A 19,362-nucleotide genomic window follows, 5' to 3' on the forward strand; every position below is an offset into this window, starting at 1 on the left:
CGTAGATCGCTCTATCATTGCTGCTTTGAGCACATATGTGCGAGTGACCATGAGTGAGTAACGAGAAGGGCGGCCACGGCCAATGGGACGGATCGTCGTCATCAGCACCGGCGGAACGATAGCCAGCCGCTGGCAGGGCTCCGGCTTCGCCGCGGACGCCGACGGGAGCGAGGTCATCGCGACCGCGCCGCTGCCCGAGGGCATCACCGCCGAGGTCGTGGACCTGTTCAGCGTGAACAGCCCCCGGCTCACCACCGCCCACCAGCTCACCCTGCTGCGCACCGTGCACGAGGTGCTCGCCGACCCCGGCGTGGACGGCATCGTCGTCACCCACGGCACCGACACCCTGGAGGAGTCGGCGTTCCTCGTCGACCTCCACCACCACGACCCGCGCTCCGTGGTCTTCACCGGTTCGCAGCGGCCCATGGGCACCGCCGACGGCGACGGACCGGAGAACCTCTACGACGCGCTGCTCACCGCCGCGAACACGCGCGGGCTGGGCGTGCTGATCGCCTTCGCCGGGCGGGTGCACGCCGCGCGCGGCACCGTCAAGACGCAGGCCGTCGCGCTGGACGCGTTCGCGGACCCCTCGAAGGAACTGTTCGGGAAGATCGGCTTCGGCAAGGTCACCATCCTGCGCACCCCGCAGCGCCCCGCGCCGCTCCCGCTGCCGGCGATGCCGGAACTCCCGCCGCGCGTGGACGTGGTGATGCACCACGCCGACGGCGACCCGCTCCTGCTGAACGCCGCCGTCGAGGCGGGCGCGCGCGGCATCGTCCTCGTCGGCACCGGCGCGGGCAATGCCACCCCGGAGATCGTGGACGCGGTCAAGGCCGCCGTCGGGCGGGGCGTGCTGGTCGCGCTGAGCACGCGGGTCATGGCCGGGCCGGTCACCGAGATCTACACACACGGCGGCGCGGTGGACCTGGTCGCCGCCGGGGCCGTCCCGACGGGCACCCTGCGCGCCGGCCAGGCCCGCATCGCGGTCCTCTCGGCCCTCCTCGCCACCGAGAACCCGGTGGAACAGACCCGCATCCTCCGCCTCGCCCTGAACGCGACCAGCCCGGTCCTGGCCGAGGTCTGACCCCGCGCCCGCCCGCGGCCCGGCGTCCCGGGGGCCAGCCCCCGGACCCCCGCTCCTCAAACGCCGGAGGGGCTGAAATTGCGCTCCGCGCAATCCAGCCCCTCCGGCACTTGCAGTCTGACGCCTGCCAAATCAGCCCCGCCGGCGTTTGAGGCGAGGGGGCTCGGGGGCGGAGCCCCCGCAACGGTGCCGCAGCCGCCACGTCAGCCGCGGCCGAACGCCGCCAGGATCTGGTCCGCCGCCGACGTGGCCGTGACCGTGCCCGCCCGGACCGCGGCCTCCAGGCCCGGGGAGACGTCCCGTACGGCCGGATCCGCGCGCAACCGCTCCAGCAGCTCCTCGCGGACCATCGACCAGGTCCACTCCACCTGCTGCGCCGCCCGCTTCGCCGCCAGCCTGCCCCCCGCGTCCAGCAGGGTCCGGTGCTGTTCGAGGCGGTTCCACACCTCGTCCAGGCCGGCCGACTCCCGCGCACTGCACGTCAGGACCGGCGGCGTCCAGGCGGCGTCCACGGGGTGCATCAGCCGCAGCGCGCCCGACAGTTCCCGCGCCGCCGCCTTCGCGTCGCGCTCGTGCGGGCCGTCCGCCTTGTTCACGGCCAGGACGTCGGCCAGTTCCAGGACGCCCTTCTTGATGCCCTGCAGCTGGTCGCCCGTACGGGCCAGGGAGAGCAGCAGGAAGGAGTCGACCATCCCCGCCACCGTGGTCTCCGACTGGCCCACGCCGACCGTCTCGACGAGGACCACGTCGTAGCCCGCCGCCTCCATCACGATCATCGACTCGCGGGTGGCCTTGGCGACGCCGCCCAGCGTGCCCGCCGAGGGGGACGGGCGGACGAAGGCCGCCGGGTCCACGGACAGCCGCTCCATCCGGGTCTTGTCACCCAGGATGGAGCCGCCCGTGCGCGTGGACGACGGGTCCACCGCGAGGACCGCGACCCGGTGGCCCAGACCCGTCAGCATGGTGCCGAACGCGTCGATGAAGGTGGACTTGCCCACCCCCGGCACACCGCTGATGCCGATCCGGCGGGCCCGGCCCGCGTGCGGCAGCAGCTCCGTCAACAGCCCCTGCGCCAGCACCCGGTGAGCCGGCAGGGTGGACTCGACGAGGGTGATCGCGCGCGCGATGAGCGCGCGCTTCCCGTCGAGCACCCCCTTCGCGTAGGCCTCGATGTCGATCTTCGGCACCGGCGGCCGCCTACAGCTCGTGGCCCAGGTCCGCGGCCAGCCGCGTCACCAGGTCGTGGGCCGCGTCCGGGATCACCGTGCCGGGCGGGAACACCGCCGTCGCGCCCATCTCCAGCAGCGTCGGGACATCGGCCGGCGGGATCACCCCGCCCACGACGATCATGATGTCCTCGCGGCCCTCCTCCGCCAGCTGCTCGCGCAGCGCCGGTACGAGGGTCAGGTGGCCGGCCGCCAGCGACGAGACGCCCACCACGTGGACGTCCGCCTCGACGGCCTGGCGGGCCACCTCCGCCGGGGTCTGGAACAGCGGGCCGACGTCCACGTCGAAGCCCAGGTCGGCGAAGGCGGACGCGATCACCTTCTGGCCGCGGTCGTGCCCGTCCTGGCCCATCTTGCAGACCAGGATGCGCGGACGGCGGCCCTCCGCCTCCTCGAACCGGTCGATGAGCGCACGGGTGCGCTCCAGGGACGGGGACTCGCCTGCCTCGGTGCGGTACACACCCGAGATCGTACGGATCTGGCTCGCGTGCCGCCCGTACACCTTCTCCAGTGCGTCCGAGATCTCACCGACGGTGGCCTTGGCCCGCGCCGCGTCCACCGCGAGGGCCAGCAGGTTCCCGTCCCCGCGCTCGGCCGCGTTGGTCAGCGCCCGCAGGGTGTCCTGCGTGACCGCCTCGTCGCGCTCCTCGCGCAGCCGCCGCAGTTTGGCGATCTGCTGGGAGCGCACCGAGGAGTTGTCGACCTTCAGGACGTCGATCGCCTCGTCGTTCTCCACGCGGTACTTGTTCACGCCGATCACCGGCTGCCGGCCGGAGTCGATGCGCGCCTGCGTGCGCGCCGCGGCCTCCTCCACGCGCAGCTTCGGGATGCCCGCGTCGATGGCCTGCGCCATGCCGCCGGCCGCCTCGACCTCCTCGATGTGCTGCCACGCGCGGCGCGCCAGGTCGTACGTCAGCTTCTCCACGTACGCGCTGCCGCCCCACGGGTCGATCGACCGGCAGGTCCCCGACTCCTGCTGCAGCAGCAGCTGGGTGTTGCGGGCGATGCGCGCCGAGAAGTCCGTCGGCAGCGCGAGCGCCTCGTCGAGGGCGTTGGTGTGCAGCGACTGGGTGTGGCCCTGGGTCGCCGCCATCGCCTCGATGCAGGTGCGCGTCACGTTGTTGAAGACGTCCTGCGCCGTCAGCGACCAGCCCGAGGTCTGCGAATGCGTGCGCAGCGACAGCGACTTGGCGTTCTTCGGGTCGAACTGCTTGACCAGGCGCGCCCACAGCAGGCGGGCCGCGCGCAGCTTCGCGACCTCCATGAAGAAGTTCATGCCGATCGCCCAGAAGAACGACAGGCGCGGCGCGAACGCGTCCACGTCCAGCCCGACCGCCTGACCCGCCCGCAGGTACTCCACGCCGTCGGCGAGGGTGTACGCCAGCTCCAGGTCGGCCGTGGCCCCGGCCTCCTGGATGTGGTAGCCCGAGATGGAGATCGAGTTGTACCGCGGCATCTTCTGCGAGGTGAAGGAGAAGATGTCGGAGATGATCCGCATCGAGGGCTTGGGCGGGTAGATGTAGGTGTTGCGGACCATGAACTCCTTGAGGATGTCGTTCTGGATGGTCCCGGCGAGCTTGTCGGGGGAGACGCCCTGCTCCTCCGCCGCCACGATGTACAGCGCGAGGACCGGCAGCACCGCGCCGTTCATCGTCATCGACACCGACATCTTGTCCAGCGGGATCCCGTCGAACAGCTGCCGCATGTCGTAGATCGAGTCGATCGCCACGCCCGCCATGCCGACGTCGCCCGTCACGCGCGGGTGGTCGCTGTCGTAGCCGCGGTGCGTCGGCAGGTCGAAGGCCACCGACAGGCCCTTCTGGCCGGACGCCAGATTGCGCCGGTAGAAGGCGTTCGACTCCTCGGCCGTGGAGAAGCCGGCGTACTGCCGGATCGTCCAGGGCTGGTTCACGTACATCGTCGGGTACGGGCCGCGCAGGTAGGGGGCCACGCCCGGGTACGTCTGCAGGAAGTCCAGGCCCTCCAGGTCCCGCCCGGTGTAGAGCGGCTTGACGCCGATGCCCTCGGGCGTCTCCCACAGCAGGTCGGCGGCCGCGGTGCCGGTGGACTCCTTCACCGCGGAGCGCCACTGCTCCTCGGACACTGCGGCGACGGCGGTGGGGTCGAGCGCCAGCTCGGAGAAATCGGGGATGCTCAAGACGGCACTCCCATCCGGTCGAGTACGGAGGACAGCACGGCGACGGCGTCACAGCCGGCGAAGACGTACTCGTCCACGGAAGCCTCTGCGGTGCCCGGCTTGCCGGCGAGGAAGACGGTCGTGGCGCCCGCCGCGCGCAGCGCCTCGGACACCGCCGCGGCCTGCTCCTCGTACAGCGCGTCGCTGGAGCAGAGCACGGCCATGCCGTCGGCGCCGCTCGCGGCGTACGCCTCGGCGGCCGTCGCCGGGTCCACCGACACCGGATCGTGCACGGGCTCGATGCCGCCGGCCTGGAACAGGTTCGAGGCGAAGGTGGCGCGCGCGGTGTGCGCGGCGGCCGGGCCGAGCGCGGCGAGGAAGATCCTCGGCCGGGCGCCGGTCGCCGTCAGGTGCGCGTCACTGCGGGCGCGCAGGGCCTCGTAGGCCTCGTCGCGCCGGACGCGGGGCAGTCCGCCGATGGGTCCGGCGGGCGCGGGCTCGCGTACGACCGGCTTCTCCGACAGCAGCGGGAACTCGCTGACGCCGGTGATCGGTTCGCGGCGCTTGGCCAGCTTCTTGGAGCGTGCGGCCCAGGTGGCGGCGAGCCGCTCGGCGACCAGGCCGGAGCGCAGGGCGGCGGCCAGGCCGCCGGCCTTCTCCACGGTCCGGAAGAACTCCCAGGCGGCGTGCGCCAGTTCGTCGGTGAGCCGCTCCACGTAGTACGAGCCGCCGGCCGGGTCGATCACCCGGGCCAGGTGCGACTCCTCCAGCAGGATGGTGGAGGTGTTGCGGGCGATCCGGCGCGCGAAGGCGTCCGGCAGACCCAGCTCGTGGTCGAAGGGGAGCACGGTCACCGAGTCCGCGCCGCCCACGCCCGCGGCCATGCAGGCCACGGTGGTGCGCAGCATGTTCACCCAGGGGTCGCGGCGGGTCATCATCACCGGCGAGGTCACCGCGTGCTGCAGCTGGGCGCCCGCCTCCGGGGCCCCCGAGGCCTCGGCGATACGGGACCACAGCCGGCGCGCGGCGCGCAGCTTGGCGATGGTGAGGAACTGGTCCGCGGTGGCGGCGTAGCGGAACTCCAGCTGGCCGAGGGCCGCTTCGGTGCTCAGCCCGGCGTCGGTGAGGGTGCGGAGGTAGGCGACACCGGTGGCCAGGGACAGGCCCAGCTCCTCGGCGGCGCTGCCGCCGGCCTCGTGGTAGGGCAGGGCGTCCACGGTCAGGGCGCGCACGCCGGGCCAGCCGGCGGCGGCCTCCCGGGCCAGCTCGACGGCGGCGGCCGGGTCCAGCGCCTCGCCGGTCCGGGCCTCGTGGCCCAGCGGGTCGGCGCCCAGCGAGGCCCGGGCGGCCTCGGGGGACACCGCGCTCTCGGTGAACAGGCGCAGCAACTCGCGGGCGGCTTCGGCGTATTGGGCTCCCGCATCCAGGGAGACCGGGGCGAGGTCCAGATAGACCCCCTCCAGCGCCCGCGCGAGGCCGTCGACCGGGAGGCCGCCGTGGCCCACGGTGAACCAGAGGGAGGTGACCCCGTTCTCCAGGTCGGCGAGGGCCGCCTCGTTCACGCGTACCGGGTCGGTGCCCGCGAGGCGCTGGCGCACGTCCCAGCCGTTCGCGGTGGTGCCCTCCGGCCTGCCTCCGCGTATGAAGGGGGCGAATCCGGGGAGACCGGTGTCGGGAGCCGCCCCGTCGGGCGGCGCGGTGTAGAGCGGGCGGGTGGTGAGCCCGTCTTCGAGTGGGGTGGACAACGCATCTTCTGCGGCCTCGCCGGAGGCTTCCTTGCCCGACTTGCGCAGTACGCCTTCTACAAGGCGCTGCCACTGCTCATGCGTCGCGTCAGGGAACTCGGCGGCCAGGGAGAGCCCGTCGTCAGGCAGGACCGTCATGGCTCGAATGCTAGGGGCGGGCGGTTGGGGCGCACCATACCGTGCGGTGTGATCTCGCCCTCTCGCGAGATGGCGAAAGGATCTTGACTACCGGGCTGAGCAGCACCGTTGCCGAGGTACTGGGGAGTAGGTACGGACCCGCGCGCGTTACCACGATCCGTCGGGGGTCTCCACGGACGGGCGAGAGGTCCGTCCCCGGTGGCCCCGGCCACCTGCGGACTTCTCCCGTGCGGGACGTCCGCCGGCGCGATCACGGCCGTGACCGCCGGATTGAAGACTTCCGACAGAAGCGCCGGTCCCGGGGCCTCGCCCGGGCCGCCCCGGGGCCGGTCCCGGGACCGGCCCCGCACCCGGGTCAGGGGATGTGGATGCTGTCGACGAATCGCTCGTGCATCTTCTTCAGGGTCTTCTCGCCCGACTCGGGACCCAGGGTCAGGGCCTGCACGAGGTGGTCGTCGTCGGCGATCACGCGCACCCATCCGACCAGACGCTGGTCGTGTTCCACGGTGGAGAGGCGCGCGTCGATGACCCGGCGGCCGTCAACCGTCTTCTTCCTGACGTCGGTGCTGACGAGGGGCGCGCCGCCGAATTGCTTGTACTTGGCGATCAGGCCCCGGATGGCCTCGTCGAGGGACAGCTGATCGCCCGGTATGTCGTGGACGGTGAAGCCGATGGCCCCCTCGGGCACCTCCAACCCGTACGAGCGGCCCTCGACGGTCCCACCGCCGGCGGTGGGGATGGAGACCTTCCTGACCTGCGCCTTTCCGGGAAGCTCGGCCGTGATGCCACTGGGGGGATCGGTGGTCTTCACCCACTCCTCGGCGGGCGTCGCGGTCACGGCGCCGGCGTACGCCGCCGCCGGGTCGGAGAACGCGGGGGCGGAGGGCAGCACGCCCCCGGCAACCAGGGCCGCCGCGGCGGAGAGCATCAGAAGGCGCTGGCGCTGCGTCCGAGAACGGTCGGCCATGCGGATCACTTCCCATGACGGGGGCGGCTCCGGGGGCGACGATGACGATCACGTGCGGATTCCCGGCCCACCCTCCCAGCGTCCGTCCCGGCGGGCGCGGATGCATCCGGACGGGCCCGGCCCCCGCGTGTCTGCGGTGGTCCGTTCCGCCCGGACGGTACGGGTGGTGGGCGGGACTGGTGGTGCGAGGCGTGCGAGTGGTGGGAGTCGGTTGTGGCGATGGTCGGACTGTTCTGGGTCACGCCGGACGCGGTGTACGTCGGCTCGCCGCCGAGCGCCGCCGGCGGCTGCGTACGGCTGACCGGCGACGGGCTGGAAGCGGTGGACCCCGACGGCTCCCGGACGTGGACGTGGGAGGAACTGCGTTCCGCGGTCGTCGAGGACGTGCCCACCGAGAGCCCGTCGGGACGCGCGTCGAAACTCCTCGGATCGGTGGTCTCGGCCGCGCTCGGCGCCTTCCTCGGCGAGGGGCCGCCCGAGATGACCCTGCGGCTGGAGACGGAGAACGGGCCGGAACAGGTGACGGCCTACGCGGCGGTCGCCGGCTACGGCGCCGAGGAGACGGCCCTCTCCCAGGACCTGCTCGCCCGTTTCGTCGCGGGGGCCGCGGACCCCCGGACCCTGGCGGCCTGGGGCCGCGAGCACGCCCCGGAGGGCACGCCCGGGCCACCCGTACGGGAGTCCCTCCTCCGCAGCTGGGCAGGGGCCTGAGCGCGTCCCTGAGCGAGTCCCGCCGGTCGTCAGTCCTCCAGACGGACGGGCATCAGCAGCGAGAAGGTGTCCTCGGTGTCGGTCCGGCGGATCGCCAGGGGCGCCGTGGGGGCGCCGAACTCCAGGACCAGCCGGTCGCGGGCGCCGGCGGCGGCGAGGGCGTGCAGGAGGAACTCGCGGTTGACCGCGACGCGGTGCCGGTCGTCGTCGCCGTCCTCGCAGACGGTCACCGCACCGTCGGCCGTCACCTTGAGCACGCTGAGGTCGCAGGAGACGCCCTCCTGCTCGCGCGCCTCGCCCGCGCGGACGGGCCCCGACTCCAACGCCTCGCGGAAGGCCGCGACATCGACGAGGGCGCGGCGCCCTGCCGGGAGGCGGACGAGGCGGCGGTAGTCGGGGAAGTCGTGATCGACGCACTGGCCGGCCGTCTGACGGTCCCCCGCCTCCAGGGTCACGCGGCCGCCGTCCACGGCGAGCGAGACCGGGGCGCCGTCGCTCAGCAGCGCCCGCATCGCGTCGGCGAGCGGGGACGGTACGACGACCTGCACGCGGGGCCCGCCGTGGCCGCTGGCACCGGCCCGTGCGACGGCCATCCGGTAGCGGTCGGTGGCCACGACGCGGAGCGCGTCGCCCTCGATGTCGAACAGGACACCGCCGAGCACCGGGAGGTCCGGATCGGTGCCGGCGGCGAAGCGGACGGCGTCCAGCGCGGCGGCCAGGTCGGGGGCGGAAACGGTCAGCCGGACGGTGGCGGTTGCGTCGATTGTGGCGGTGGCGGTGGCGGTGGCGGTGGCGGTGGCGGTGGTGGTGGTGGTGGTGGCGGTGGTGCGGAGCACGGTCATCGGCTTCTCCCTGCATTCGAGTAGCGCTCGGACGGTGGAGAACTCGCTGCGGGCATCGGACAGCCCCCGTTCGAGCCGTCGCAGATGTGCCTCGAGCAGCTTGCGCACCAGGTCGGTGTCCGCACTGGACCAGCCGGCCAGCACCAGCCGGATGTCCGCCAACGGCATGCCCGCCCGCCGCAGCCGGCCCAGCAACCGGGACTCTTCGAGCTGCTCGGCGCCGTACCACCGGTAGCCGCTCACCGGATCCACCCAGGCCGGGACCAGCACGCCCGCACCGTCGTAGAACCGCAGGGTGCTCACACTCAGTCCGCTGTCCCGGGCCATCTCGCCAATGCTGCGCATCTCGCTCTCCACACCCAGAACTCTGAGCCCTCCACCAGGTCGAGGGTCAACCGCCGCCGCCATGGGGGCGGCGTGCGTGGCGGCGGCGTTGCGGGGTCGTGAAATCCAGCCATGGGTTTTCGGCCGTCGACGGCGCTGTGGATGTTGGACGGAGCGGAAGGAAAGCCCAGATCAAAGCCGGTGTACGAGGTCTGGTGGGGGGCTCGTTCCGGCCACCCCCGGGAGCCTCGGGCGGGGGTTGACCGGCGGCCGGGGCGCTGACAGTCTCCGAGCCATGTCCGCGACCGAACTTCTCGCCACGCGGCTCCACACCCCCGGCCTCTGTACCGAGCCGGGCGAGTGTCCGGGCCGCTGTCCGGCCCCCACGGCCTGACCCCCGCCCCGCCCGGGCCCGCCTGGCCCCGCCTGGCCAAGACGACGCGCCGCCCTTCACCGCGAGGCCCGGCCAGGACGCCCCGCCTCACGGGGACCGTCCATCCGGCTCGGCACCCCTGACCGGGGCCGCCAGGCCGGAGCCGACGCCCCACCGGCCCGGCGCCGTCCGGCGCCGCCCTTCCGGAACGGTGCCCCCGGGTCGCCCCTCCGCGGGTGACGCCTGACCGGCACGGTGCCGGCCGGCGACGACCTCCCGGGGACGGCCCCCGGGACGGCTCGTCACCGATGCGCTGTGCCGGGTCGATGCCAGGACGGGATGCGTTTCCGGGACCCCTCACCCTCACCAGGGGTGCCTTCCGGGACTGCTCACTAGGGGTGCTGTGCCGGGCCGGAGCCCTACCGGAGGTGCCTCGCGGGGAACCCCTGCCGGGGTGCTGAGCCGGGATGGCCTAACCAACCGGGGATGCCCTTCCGGGAGACGCTCGCCGAAGGCGTCGTACCGGGCCGGCGCCCCTACCGACGATGCCCACCCGGGACGGCGGCCACCCACCGGCGCGGGTCCCCACCGAGGATGCCCCACCGGGACGGCCTCGCACCGGGGCTGCCCGCCCGCGGCCGCCTGCCAGCACGACGCCTCACCGGGCGACATCCCACTCTGCACACCCGTCCGGGACGGATCCCCAACAGCTCCCCCTACCGGGGGTGTTCGGCCGGCCCAACGCCCCACCATGGCGTCCCACCGGCCGACGCCCGCCTGCGTGTCCCACGGACGGCGCCCAGCCAGGGCGTTCCGCGGGAAGGCACTCCGCCTACGTGTCCCACGGATGGTGCTCAGCCAGGGCGTCGCGCGGGACGGTGCCCCGCCTGCGTGTCCCATTGGACGGTGCCCAGCCAGGGCGTCCCACGGGCCAGCGCCCACCTGCGTGTCCCACGGATGGCGCTCAGCCAGGCGTCCCAAGGGAGGGTGCCCCACCTGCATGTCCCATTGGACGGCGCCCAACCAGGGCGCCCCGCAGGGACGGTGCCCCACCTGGTGTCCCACCGGATGGTGCCCCACTTGCGTGTCCCACCGGTGGCGCTCAGCCAGGGCGTTCCGCGGGACGGTGCCCCGCCTGCGTGTCCCATCGGACGGCGCCCAGCCAGGGCGTCCCGGGGGACGGTGCCCCGCCTGGGTCCCACTGGGGGGTGCCCTGCCCAGGTGTCCCACGGATGGCGCTCAGCCAGGGCGTCTCGCGGGAGGGTGCCCCACCTGCGTGTCCCACCGAATGGTGCCCAGCCAGGGCGTCCCGCGGGACGGTGCCCCATGAGGGTGTCCCGCCGGTCGGCGCCCCCCAAAGGGCCTCACGGTCGGCGCCCCGGCAGGGATGCCGGCCCGGGAGGGGCCGGGCGGGGGCGTGCGGCCGGATCGGTGCCCGACGGGAGGGCTCGGGGCAGGGGCTCTGCCCGGGCGTGGCCCTGCCCGGGCGTGGCCCTGCCGGGCGGAGCAGCCACCGCCCGGTGCGCCCGGCACCCGAGGGGCCTCCGCGTCCTCGGGGCCGGCACCCGTAGCCGTACCACCCGCACCGCACCCACCGCTTCGCGCAACTCCGTTTCCTCCGCTGCGGATACGAACCCGCCCGCAGCCAGACCTCAGCAGGGAGCTCCCATGGCCACCACCCTTCCCACCCCGACCGTCACCGTCACCAAGATCGGCGGCCGCATCGGCGCCGAGATCGGCGGCGTACGCCTCGGCGGCGATCTGCCCGAAGCCGCCGTCGCCGAGATCCGCGCCGCCCTCCTCGCGCACAAGGTCGTCTTCTTCCGCGGTCAGGACCACCTCGACGAGGCCGGCCACGAGGCCTTCGCGCAGTTGCTCGGCGCGCCGGTCGCGCACCCCACCGTCCCCTCCGCGGACGGCCGTTACGCCCTCGGCATCGACTCCCACCACGGCGCCCGCGCCAACCAGTGGCACACCGACGTCACCTTCGTCCCCGCCTACCCCGCCTTCTCCATCCTCCGCGCCGTCACCATCCCCCCGTACGGCGGCAACACCCTCTGGGCCAACACGGCCACCGCCTACTCCCACCTCCCCGAGCCGCTCCGCGCCCTCGCCGACAGCCTGCGCGCCGTCCACTCCAACGAGTACGACTACGCCGCCCTCAAGCCCGATGCCCTCCCCGAGGCCCTGGCCCAGTACCGCGAGGTGTTCACCTCCACCAAGTTCCTCACCGAGCACCCGGTGGTCCGCGTCCACCCCGAGACGGGCGAACGCACGCTGCTGCTCGGCAACTTCGTCCAGCGGATCAACGGCCTCACCGGCCGTGACTCCCGCGTCCTCCAGGACCTCTTCCAGTCGCACATCGAGAGCCCCGAGAACACCGTCCGCTGGCAGTGGCAGGCGGGCGACGTCGCGATCTGGGACAACCGCGCCACCCAGCACTACGGCGTGGACGACTCCGACGACCACGAGCGCACCCTGCGCCGCGTCACCGTCGACGGCGACGTCCCGGTCGGTCCCGACGGCGAGCCCTCCCGCCTGATCAGCCCGGAGGCCGTCCCGGACCCCGCCTTCGGCATCCCGTCAGGCGCCTCCACCTCCACCTCCACCTCCACCTCCACCTCCGCCTCCAGCTCCGTCTCCGCCTGACCGACCCCACACCACCCGCCCGGCCCCGCCCCGCCCGCTCCCCGCCCGCTCCCCGCCCGCTCCCCGTACGTCGCCCAAGGAGCCCCCGTGCCCCACCTGCTCGCCATCACCGGCAGCCCCTCCGCCCACTCCCGCACCGCCGTCGTCGCCGACCACGTGCTGCGCCGCCTGTCCCACTCCGGCTTCGGGACCGCGCACCTGGCCGTGCGCGAACTCCCCGCCGCCGACCTGCTCGCCGCCCGCCGCGGCGAGCCCGAGATCCGCCGGGCGCTGGAGGCCGTCGCCGAGGCCGACGGCCTGGTCATCGCGACCCCGGTCTACAAGGCCTCGTACACCGGTCTGCTCAAGGCCTTCCTCGACCTGCTCCCGCAGGACGGCCTCGCCGGCAAAACGATTCTGCCGCTGGCCACCGGCGGCAGCCTCGCCCACGTCCTGACCATCGACTACGCCCTGCGCCCCGTGCTCGCCGCCCTCGGCGCCCGGCACGTCACCGCCGGCCGGTTCGTCCTGGACTCCTCCGTCGAACGAGGATCCGGCCCCGACCGGCTGCGGCCCGAGGCCGAGCTCGACCTCTTCCAGGCGGTCGACGAGTTCGCCGAGGCCCTGCGCACCGCGCCCGCCGCTGCCGCCGCGCTCACCACCGCTCCGTAACACGACGCCACCAGCAACCCCCGCACCGACAAGGACCCCGTCATGCCCGCAGCCTTCACCTCGACCCGCACCTCCCGGCGCCAGTTCCTCACCCTGCTCGGCATTTCGGCGGCCGCGGTGAGCTGCGGCACGGCCACCGCCAACGGCGGCGGTTCCGGCGCCCAGGTCAAGACCCTGAAGTACCAGGGGTCGGTCGGTGCCGTCACCCTCCCCGAACTCGCCGCCGACCTCGGCTACTTCGAGGACGTCAAGCTCGAATGGGTCGGCAACACCATCAGCGGCCCGCAGGACATCCAGTCCGCCGCCACCGGCCAGACCCACTTCGGCAGCGCCTTCAACGGCGCGGTCATCAAGCTCGCCGCAGGCAAGGCTCCGATCAAGGCGGTCATCTCCTCCTACGGTTCGGACCAGTACTCCTACGCCGGCTACTTCGTCCTGGAGGACAGCCCGATCCGCTCCGCCCGGGACCTGATCGGCAAGAAGGTCGGCATGAACACCCTGGGCGCGCACTACCAGGCGCTGCTCGACACCTACCTCAGCCGCAACAGCCTCTCCAAGGCGGACGCGGACAAGGTCGAGGCCCTGGTGATACCGCCCGTCAACACCGAACAGGCGCTGCGCGCGAAGCAGATCGAGGTCGGGGTGCTCACCGGCATCCTGCGCGACAAGGCCGTCGCCTCCGGCGGCATCCGCCCGCTGTTCACCGATGTGGAACTGCTCGGCCCGTTCAGCGCGGGCACCTACATCATGACCGAGCGCTTCATCAAGCAGAACCCGGACACCGTACGGACCTTCGTGACGGGCGTGGCCAAGGCCATCGAGTGGTCCCGCACCACTCCGCGGGAGGAGGCCGTCGCCCGGATGACCGAGATCGTCAAGAAGCGCGGCCGCAACGAGGACACCGCCGCCCTGCAGTTCTGGCGCTCGTACGGGATCGCCGAGACGGGCGGCCGGATCCCCGACAAGGAGTTCCAGCTCTGGCTCGACTGGCTCGGTGAGCGCGGCGAGATCAAGAAGGGGCAGTTCAAGCCGTCCGACCTCTACACCAACGAGTTCAACGCCTACGGAAAGGGGTGACGGCCACCATGACGAAGATCGTGTTCGAGGGAGTGCGCAAGACTTTCGGCGACTTCACCGCCCTCGACGGCATCGACCTGGAGATCCGCAGCGGGGAGTTCCTCGTGGTCGTCGGCCCCAGCGGCTGCGGCAAGTCCACGCTCCTCGACCTCCTCGGCGGGCTGTCGCGCCCGACGGGCGGCCGGATCCTGCTCGACGGCAAGCCGGTCACCGGGCCCGGCCTGGACCGGGGCATCGTCTTCCAGCAGTACGCGCTGCTGCCGTGGCGGACCGCCCAGGGCAACGTCGAGTTCGGCCTGGAGGCCACCGGTGTGCCGCGCCGCCAACGCGCCGCCCGGGCGAAGGAGTTCCTGGACCTGGTCGGACTGACCGGCTTCGAGGACCGGCACCCGCACCAGCTCTCCGGAGGCATGCGCCAGCGCGTCGCCATCGCCCGCGCACTGGCGTACGACCCGGACGTGCTGCTGATGGACGAGCCGTTCGCCGCGCTCGACGCGCAGACGCGCGAGTCCCTCCAGGACGAGCTGCGCCGCATCTGGCAGAGCACCGGCAAGACCGTCGTCTTCATCACCCACGGCATCGAGGAGGCCGTCTACCTCGGGCAGCGGGTGGCCGTCATGACCTCCCGGCCCGGCCGGGTCAAGGAGGTCGTCCCGGTCTCCTTCGGCGACCGCGACGGACTGCTGGGGGAGGCCCTGCGGTCCAGCCCGGAGTTCGCCCGCTACCGGCACGAGATCTGGAACCTCCTCCACGACGAGGTGGCCCGCGCCCAGCAACTGGAGAAGGAGGCGGCATCCGTATGACCACCGGAACCGACACCACCACCCTGGCGGCCCCGGGCCACACCGCCCCGGCCGAGCCCGCCCAGGCTCCGGCCGAGCCCGCCCAGGACGCGGGTACCGCTCCCGCCGCCGCCGGGACCGGCGCCCTGGCCGGCGCCGGGTCCGCCCCGGCCGGGTCCGCACCGGACGGAGCCCCGACCACGGCCGAATCCGTGCCGGCCGAGGGGACTGTCCCCGCCGCTGCCGGGGCCGCCCCGGAGGGAGTCTCCGCCCTCAAGTCCCGGGCCCTGCACTCGCCGTCCGCCCCTGCCCAGTCCGCCCCCGTCGCGGGTACGGCTCCCGTCCCGGCCGGGACCGGCGCCCCGGACGGGGCGCCCGCCCTCACGTCCCGGGCCGAGGATTCCGCCCCGGCCCCAGCCGGATCGGCCCAGGACGGAGCCCCGGCCCTTGCCGAATCCGTCCCGGGCGGGGCCCCTGCCCTCAAGACCCCGGCCCCCGTCCGGACGAGGACCGCCGCACTCGCCGTCGTACGCGTCCTGAAGGCCGTCGCCGTCCGGACCGCCGCGATCCTCGCCCTGGTCGCCCTCTGGGAGATCGCCCCGCGCGCCGGCCTGGTCGACGCCACCTTCCTGCCTCCCATCAGCGAGGTGGCCGTCGCCTGGTGGGAGCTGGCCGGCGACGGCCAGCTCGCCGACCACACCCAGGCCAGCCTGATCCGCTCCTTCGGCGGCTTCGGCATCGCCGTCGCCGTCGCGGTCCCGCTCGGCCTGCTCATCGGCTGGTACCGGCCCCTCGCCGACTTCCTCGGGCCGCTGCTGGAGGTCTTCCGCAACACCGCGGCCCTCGCGCTGCTCCCGGTCTTCGTGCTGCTCCTCGGCATCGGCGAGACGTCGAAGGTGTCGATCGTCGTCTACGCCTGCCTCTGGCCCGTCCTGCTCAACACGATCAGCGCCGTCCGGAACGCCGACCCCACCCTGATCCGGCTCGCCCGGTCGATGGACCTCTCCACGCCGCGCCTGTTCCAGAAGGTGATCCTGCCGGCCTCCGTACCGGCCATCTTCACCGGAATCCGGCTGGCCGGCGCCGTCTCCATCCTCGTCCTGGTGGCCGCCGAGATGATCGGCGCCAAGGCCGGCCTCGGCTATCTGATCAACGCCTCGCAGTTCAACTTCGCGATCCCGCAGATGTACGCGGGCATCGTCACCATCTCCGCCATCGGCGTGGCCTTCAACCAGCTGCTGGTCACGGTCGAACGCCGCCTCAGCACCTGGCGCGTCCCCGCCTGACGCCCCCGCCTGACTCCCACCGCCGGCCCCCCGCCGCCTGACGGCCCCACTCCGCTTCGCGCCACCCGACACACGAGGAACAGTCATGACCACCGCCCCCCGGACCCTCCACCTCAACGCCTTCCTCATGAACGCCGGGCACCACGACGCCGCCTGGCGCCACCCCGACAGCACCCCCGAACGGGTCACCGACCTGCGCTACTTCCAGGAACTGGCCCGCACCGCCGAGCGCGGACTGCTCGACTCCATCTTCTTCGCCGATGGCGTCGCCCTGTGGGGCAAGGCCCGCTACAACGCCCTCGGCGGTTTCGAGCCGCTCACCCTTCTCTCCGCGATCGCCGCCGTCACCGAGCACATCGGGCTGATCGCGACCGTTTCCACCACCTTCAACGAGCCCTACAACCTGGCCCGCAAGTTCGCCTCCCTCGACCACATCAGCGGCGGCCGCGCCGGCTGGAACATCGTCACCTCCGGCAGCGTCGACGAGGCCCGCAACTTCAACCGCGACGAGCACCTGGAGCACGCCCGCCGCTACGAGCGCGCCCACGAGTTCCTCGACGTCGCCACCAAGCTCTGGGACAGCTGGGAGGACGACGCGATCGTCCTCGACAAGGAGCGCGGCATCTACGCCGACACCGACAAGCTCCACCCCGCCGCCCACCGCGGCGAGCACTTCGGGGTCGCCGGACCGCTCAACGTCCCGCGCTCCCCGCAGGGGTACCCGCTCCTCGTGCAGGCAGGCTCCTCCGAGGACGGCAAGGAGTTCGCCGCCCAGTACGCCGAGGCCGTGTTCACCGCCCAGCAGACCCTCGCCGACGGCCAGACCTTCTACAAGGACCTCAAGTCCCGCCTCGCCAAGTACGGACGCACCGAGGGCGACCTGCTCGTCCTGCCCGGCATCGCCCCCGTCATCGGATCCACCGAGGCCGAGGCGAAGGCGCTGGAGCAGCAGCTCACCGACCTCCAGGTGCCGGAGTACGGCCTCGCCCAGCTCTCCGGCATGCTGAACGTCGACCTGACCGGGCTGCCCCTCGACGGCCCGCTGCCCGACCTGCCCGAAGAGCGGGACATCAACGGCAACAAGAGCCGCTTCACCCTCGTCGCCGAGCTGGCCCGCCGCGACGGCCTCACCCTGCGCGAGCTGATCGCCCGCCTCGGCGCCGGCCGCGGCCACCGAACCTTCGCGGGCACCCCCGAGCAGATCGCCGACCAGCTGGAGGAGTGGTTCACGCAGGGCGCCGCCGACGGCTTCAACATCATGGCCCCCGTCCTGCCCACGGGCTTGACGGCCTTCGTCGACCACGTCGTGCCGATCCTGCAGCGGCGCGGCCTGTTCCGCACCGAGTACACCGGCCGCACCCTCCGGGAGAACTACGGCCTCGCCCGCCCGGCCAACCGCCACACCCGGGAGGACGCATGACCGACCACGTCACCGACGTCCTCGTCGTCGGAGGCGGACCGGCCGCCGCCTGGGCCGCCCTCAAGGCGGCCCGGGCCGGGGCCCGGGTCGTCCTCGCCGACAAGGGCTACTGCGGTACGAGCGGCGCCACGGCCGCCGGCGGCACCGGCGTCTGGTACGTCCCGCCCGAGCCCGCCGCCCGCGAGGCGGCCATGGCCTCCCGCGAGGGCCTCGGCGGCTACCTGGCCGACCGGCGCTGGATGGCCCGGGTCCTCGACGAGACGTACGACCGGATGAACGAGCTGGCCACCGAGGGCCGCTACCCGTTTCCCACCGGACCGGACGGACGGCCGCTGCGGGGCGGCCTCCAAGGCCCCGAGTACATGCGGCGGATGCGCATCCTGATCCGCCGCGCAGGGGTCCGCGTCCTCGACCACAGCCCGGTCACCGAACTGCTCACCGACGCGGACGGCGCCGTCGCGGGCGCCGCCGGCTACCGCCGCCAGGCCCGGGAGCACTACCGGGTCCGGGCCGGCGCCGTGGTCCTCGCCACCGGCGGCTGCGCCTTCCTCAGCGGGGCGCTCGGCACCAACACCAACACCGGGGACGGCGCGCTCTTCGCCGCCGAGGCCGGGGCCGAGCTCTCCGGCATGGAGTTCTCCAACGCCTACGGGATCGCCCCCGAGGGCACCTCGGTCACCAAGACCGCCTTCTACTCCTTCGCCACCTTCTACCAGGAGGACGGCAGCGTGCTGGAGGGCGCGGCCAGCCAGGGCGGCCGCTCGGCGATCGCCCGCGAACTCCTCACGGGCGCCCGGGTGTACGCGCGCCTCGACCGCGCCGACGAGAAGGCCCGGGCCGCGATGCGCCTCGCGCAGCCCAACTTCTTCCTCACCTTCGACCGGCTCGGCATCGACCCCTTCACCGACCGCTTCGCCGTGACCCTGCTCGCCGAGGGCACGGTCCGCGGCACCGGCGGCATCCGGATCACCGGCGACGACTGCGCCACCGGCGTCCCGGGCCTCTACGCCGCCGGGGACGCGGCCACCCGCGAGGAGATCTGCGGCGGCTTCACCGGGGGCGGCAGCCACAACGCCGCCTGGGCGGTCTCCTCCGGCAGCTGGGCCGGCCGGGGCGCCGCCCGGCACGCCCTCTCCCTCGGACCGGGACGGGCCGCCCGCCGCCCCGTCACCGGCGCCGGCGGAGCCGGACTGCGCCCGACGGGGACCCGGGCCGAGCCGGGCGGGCACCGGGCCGCCGTGGAACTCGTACAGGCGGAGGTCCTCCCGTACGACAAGAACTACCTGCGCAGCGGTGACGTCCTCGCCGCCTCGCTGCGGACCCTCGACACGGCCTGGTCGCAGCTGCGGGCCACGCTGTACGGCGAGGGCGCGGAGCTGGTCAGGGCCCGGCAGGCGGCCGCGATGACGGCGCACGCGCGGTGGATGTACGCGGCCGCCCTCGCCCGGCCGGAGACCCGGGGGATGGCCAAGCGCCTGGACCATCCGCAGCAGGACCCGAAGCTGCACCACCGGATCCTGGTGGGCGGCCTGGACCGGGTGTGGACCCGGCCCGCGGCCCTGACGGGTACGGGGGCGGCGGCGTGATCGAACTGGTCTCGCGTGATCGGTGCATCACCTGCGACAAGTGCATCGAGGTGTGCCCGACGGACGTGTTCGAGCGGGGCCCCGGGGGGATCCCGGTGCTCGCGCGGCAGGAGGACTGCCAGACCTGCTTCCTGTGCGAGGCGAACTGCCCGGTGGACGCGCTGTTCGTCTCCCCGCTGACCCGCCCGGCGGCGGACGACCCCGCCGTACGGGACGAGACGGGGCTGGCGGAGCGCGGCCTGCTCGGCAGCTACCGGCGCGAGATCGGCTGGGGCGAAGGCCGGACGCCCGGGTCGCTCAGGGCGGTCGGCCCGCCGCTGGGGCCGGACCTGCGTCCGATCACGTCCTGAGGCGGGGGCGGTCC

15 protein-coding genes are annotated in these 19,362 nt (G+C 73.4%); 10 read left to right on the forward strand and 5 right to left on the reverse strand.

Features of this window, described 5'->3' with window-relative positions:
* Window positions 1-82 precede the first annotated feature (82 nt).
* Complete coding sequence (locus OG472_RS32345; RefSeq protein WP_405942323.1) at window positions 83-1,084, forward strand: asparaginase; 1,002 nt, start codon at window positions 83-85, stop codon at window positions 1,082-1,084.
* Between the two features lie 203 nt (window positions 1,085-1,287).
* On the opposite strand, the gene meaB is transcribed toward OG472_RS32345, so the two are convergent.
* The 4 genes from meaB to OG472_RS32365 form a co-directional block, all read right to left on the reverse strand.
* Complete coding sequence (meaB, locus tag OG472_RS32350; protein WP_401613732.1) at window positions 1,288-2,271, reverse strand: methylmalonyl Co-A mutase-associated GTPase MeaB; 984 nt, start codon at window positions 2,269-2,271, stop codon at window positions 1,288-1,290.
* Between the two features lie 10 nt (window positions 2,272-2,281).
* On the reverse strand, window positions 2,282-4,468 hold the full coding sequence (gene scpA / locus OG472_RS32355; RefSeq protein WP_401613733.1) for a methylmalonyl-CoA mutase: 2,187 nt from the start codon (window positions 4,466-4,468) through the stop codon (window positions 2,282-2,284).
* Window positions 4,465-6,330 (reverse strand): methylmalonyl-CoA mutase family protein, encoded by a 1,866-nt coding sequence (locus OG472_RS32360; protein WP_405832369.1) that lies wholly within the window; start codon window positions 6,328-6,330, stop codon window positions 4,465-4,467. The genes scpA and OG472_RS32360 overlap by 4 nt, the downstream gene beginning before the upstream one ends.
* Window positions 6,331-6,685: 355 nt before the next feature.
* The gene (locus tag OG472_RS32365) at window positions 6,686-7,297 is read right to left on the reverse strand and encodes a hypothetical protein (RefSeq protein WP_405832371.1); all 612 of its coding nucleotides are present in this window, start codon (window positions 7,295-7,297) and stop codon (window positions 6,686-6,688) included.
* A gap of 213 nt (window positions 7,298-7,510) precedes the next feature.
* Here OG472_RS32365 and OG472_RS32370 point away from each other — a divergent pair, with 213 nt between their 5' ends.
* Entirely contained in the window at window positions 7,511-8,008 is a 498-nt protein-coding gene (locus tag OG472_RS32370; RefSeq protein WP_405832372.1) for a hypothetical protein, read from the forward strand.
* Window positions 8,009-8,037: 29 nt separating this feature from the next.
* Here the strand turns inward: OG472_RS32370 and OG472_RS32375 are convergent, their stop codons facing one another.
* Window positions 8,038-9,195 carry a MerR family transcriptional regulator gene (locus OG472_RS32375; RefSeq protein WP_405832374.1) on the reverse strand — a complete coding sequence of 386 codons (1,158 nt, stop codon included), beginning with the start codon at window positions 9,193-9,195 and terminating at the stop codon, window positions 8,038-8,040.
* Window positions 9,196-11,215: 2,020 nt separating this feature from the next.
* On the opposite strand from OG472_RS32375, the gene OG472_RS32380 reads away from it, so the two are divergent.
* The 8 genes from OG472_RS32380 to OG472_RS32415 all read left to right on the forward strand — a co-directional run bounded on the left by OG472_RS32380 (window position 11,216) and on the right by OG472_RS32415 (window position 19,348).
* On the forward strand, window positions 11,216-12,196 hold the full coding sequence (locus OG472_RS32380; protein WP_405832375.1) for a TauD/TfdA dioxygenase family protein: 981 nt from the start codon (window positions 11,216-11,218) through the stop codon (window positions 12,194-12,196).
* 87 nt (window positions 12,197-12,283) lie between these two features.
* Window positions 12,284-12,847 carry an NADPH-dependent FMN reductase gene (gene ssuE, locus OG472_RS32385; protein ID WP_401613745.1) on the forward strand — a complete coding sequence of 188 codons (564 nt, stop codon included), beginning with the start codon at window positions 12,284-12,286 and terminating at the stop codon, window positions 12,845-12,847.
* A gap of 42 nt (window positions 12,848-12,889) precedes the next feature.
* A complete protein-coding gene (locus OG472_RS32390; protein WP_405832377.1) occupies window positions 12,890-13,924 on the forward strand; it encodes an ABC transporter substrate-binding protein in 1,035 nt (344 codons plus the stop codon).
* An 8-nt stretch (window positions 13,925-13,932) separates the two neighbouring features.
* Window positions 13,933-14,727: an ABC transporter ATP-binding protein gene (locus OG472_RS32395; protein WP_383577156.1), complete on the forward strand. Its 795-nt coding sequence runs from the start codon at window positions 13,933-13,935 to the stop codon at window positions 14,725-14,727.
* Window positions 14,724-15,992: an ABC transporter permease subunit gene (locus OG472_RS32400; protein WP_405832378.1), complete on the forward strand. Its 1,269-nt coding sequence runs from the start codon at window positions 14,724-14,726 to the stop codon at window positions 15,990-15,992. The genes OG472_RS32395 and OG472_RS32400 overlap by 4 nt, the downstream gene beginning before the upstream one ends.
* An 85-nt stretch (window positions 15,993-16,077) precedes the next feature.
* Window positions 16,078-17,412: an LLM class flavin-dependent oxidoreductase gene (locus OG472_RS32405; RefSeq protein WP_401613750.1), complete on the forward strand. Its 1,335-nt coding sequence runs from the start codon at window positions 16,078-16,080 to the stop codon at window positions 17,410-17,412.
* Window positions 17,409-18,998: an FAD-dependent oxidoreductase gene (locus tag OG472_RS32410; protein WP_405942324.1), complete on the forward strand. Its 1,590-nt coding sequence runs from the start codon at window positions 17,409-17,411 to the stop codon at window positions 18,996-18,998. The genes OG472_RS32405 and OG472_RS32410 overlap by 4 nt, the downstream gene beginning before the upstream one ends.
* Complete coding sequence (locus OG472_RS32415; protein WP_383577148.1) at window positions 18,995-19,348, forward strand: 4Fe-4S binding protein; 354 nt, start codon at window positions 18,995-18,997, stop codon at window positions 19,346-19,348. Before OG472_RS32410 ends, OG472_RS32415 begins: the two co-directional genes overlap by 4 nt.
* Window positions 19,349-19,362: the final 14 nt, after the last annotated feature.

Source organism: Streptomyces sp. NBC_00207 (genome assembly GCF_045160965.1).
In the GTDB taxonomy this organism is placed as follows: domain Bacteria; phylum Actinomycetota; class Actinomycetes; order Streptomycetales; family Streptomycetaceae; genus Streptomyces.

Bases quoted from the DNA above. Each gene is read 5' to 3' on its own strand.
- OG472_RS32365 (WP_405832371.1), bottom strand. From the start codon at position 7,297: ATGGCCGACCGTTCTCGGACGCAGCGCCAGCGCCTTCTGATGCTCTCC.
- OG472_RS32405 (WP_401613750.1), top strand. From the start codon at position 16,078: ATGACCACCGCCCCCCGGACCCTCCACCTCAACGCCTTCCTCATGAAC.
- OG472_RS32345 (WP_405942323.1), top strand. From the start codon at position 83: ATGGGACGGATCGTCGTCATCAGCACCGGCGGAACGATAGCCAGCCGC.
- OG472_RS32375 (WP_405832374.1), bottom strand. From the start codon at position 9,195: ATGCGCAGCATTGGCGAGATGGCCCGGGACAGCGGACTGAGTGTGAGC.
- OG472_RS32390 (WP_405832377.1), top strand. From the start codon at position 12,890: ATGCCCGCAGCCTTCACCTCGACCCGCACCTCCCGGCGCCAGTTCCTC.
- OG472_RS32400 (WP_405832378.1), top strand. From the start codon at position 14,724: ATGACCACCGGAACCGACACCACCACCCTGGCGGCCCCGGGCCACACC.
- OG472_RS32395 (WP_383577156.1), top strand. From the start codon at position 13,933: ATGACGAAGATCGTGTTCGAGGGAGTGCGCAAGACTTTCGGCGACTTC.
- OG472_RS32410 (WP_405942324.1), top strand. From the start codon at position 17,409: ATGACCGACCACGTCACCGACGTCCTCGTCGTCGGAGGCGGACCGGCC.
- OG472_RS32380 (WP_405832375.1), top strand. From the start codon at position 11,216: ATGGCCACCACCCTTCCCACCCCGACCGTCACCGTCACCAAGATCGGC.
- OG472_RS32360 (WP_405832369.1), bottom strand. From the start codon at position 6,330: ATGACGGTCCTGCCTGACGACGGGCTCTCCCTGGCCGCCGAGTTCCCT.